General features: G+C 78.2%; 1 protein-coding gene and 1 pseudogene. Both read right to left on the bottom strand.

The genetic code is table 11. The annotated features are described in order from the left end of the window. On the bottom strand, window positions 1-1,132 hold a 1,132-nt coding region (locus tag ABD308_RS39535), incomplete at its 3' end, for a (2Fe-2S)-binding protein (RefSeq protein ID WP_425554679.1). Continuing rightward, window positions 1,129-1,504, bottom strand: a pseudogene (locus tag ABD308_RS03165) (hypothetical protein); the annotation flags it as partial. The gene ABD308_RS39535 and the pseudogene ABD308_RS03165, both read right to left, overlap by 4 nt.

The following is a 1,504-nucleotide window of genomic DNA, read 5'->3' as shown; positions in this document are numbered from 1 at the left end:
CGTGCGGAGGCGTGGAGGCGTACGGCGTGCCGTGCGCGGGGGTGCCGCCGTCGTGGCCGGGCGGGTGCGGGTAGCCGGCGGCCGGGGTCTCGTAGACCGGTCCGTCGTAGGCCGCGGTCTGGTCGTAGCCGGGCTGCTGCGGATAGCCGCCCGCCTCCGGGTAGCCGCCGGCCCCGGGCGGGTAGCCGCCGTGCGCCGGGGTGGTGCCGGGGTAGGGCTGCTGTCCGGGGTAGCCCTGCGCCGGGTGGAAGCCGGTGGACGCGTCGGCCGGCTGGGCCGGGACGTCCCGGATCGGGGCCAGCACGGTGGTGTCGTACACGCCGCTGTCGTAGCCGCCCGCGCCGTCGTACGGCCCGCCGGCGGCGGGGGCGGGCTCCGCGGCGGGCGGCTGCGGGACGTGCTCGATCCAGCCGTCGCCGTCGGTGTAGACCGGCAGGTCGGCGGTGGCGGGGTCGTCCACGGGGTCGGCGGCGGGCGCCGGTGCCGGCTCGGGCGGCGCGGGGACGGCCTCCGGGGCGGCGGCCTTGGCGGCCTCCTCGGCGGCGGACTTCTCGTCCGCGGCCTCGGCCTCGGCCACCCGCGCGTCGGCGATGCTCTGCACGGCGGCCAGCGCGCCCCGGTAGCCGGTGCACCGGCAGAGGTTGCCGCACAGCGCCTGCCGCGCCTCGACCTCGGTGGGCCGGTGGTTGCGCTGCAGGAGGTCGTGCACGGCCATCGCCAGGCCGGGCACGCAGTAGCCGCACTGCACCGCGCCGGACTCGGCCAGCGCCTGCTGGACGTCGCTGGCGCCGCCGCCGGCCGACAGGCCCTCGACGGTGTTGATCTCGCTGTCCTGCGCCAGCGCGGCGGGGACCAGGCAGCCGGCCACCAGCTGTCCGTCGACCTGCACCGAGCAGGCCCCGCACTCGCCCTGCTCGCAGCCGTCCTTGGCGCCGGCCAGGCCGAGCCGCTCGCGCAGCACGTAGAGCAGGCTCTCGCCGATCCAGGCGTCCGTGACGGGCCGTTCGAAGCCGTTCACCCGCAGGGTGTACGAGGTGGTCGGCCGCAGCTCGCGGCTGACCTGCGGCGCGTGGTCGTGCGGGTGGTCGAGCAGCCCCGCGTCCAGGGCCTCGATGGGGTGGTCTGTGGTCACTTGAGCGCCCTTCCCAGTGCCCGGCGAGCCAGCACGGCTACGGTACGCCGCAGACGGACGGCGGCCGCGCTCGGCCCCTCGGTGACGGCCTCCCAGGCGCCCTCCGCGCCGTAGCCGTCGGGGACGCAGGCGGCGGCCACGTACTCGCCGAAGGCGGCGGTCGCGGCGGGGTCGATCTCCCGCGAGCCGTCCCAGTCGATGCAGCCGGCCACCCAGGCCTCGGCCTCCAGCGGCCGCAGCGGCACCGGGGCGACGGCGCCGACGGCGCAGCGCACGGCGCGCCGGGCCGGGTCGAGGACGAGGGCGACGGAGGCGGTGGCCCTGGCCGCCGAGTCCGACACCGCGCTGCTCTTCCTCGGCCTGCCCGACAGC

Source organism: Kitasatospora putterlickiae, from assembly GCF_039527695.1.
GTDB lineage: Bacteria > Actinomycetota > Actinomycetes > Streptomycetales > Streptomycetaceae > Kitasatospora > Kitasatospora putterlickiae.
The sequence above is the reverse complement of the archived record's forward strand: the minus strand, read 5'-3'. Positions and strand labels throughout refer to the sequence as shown.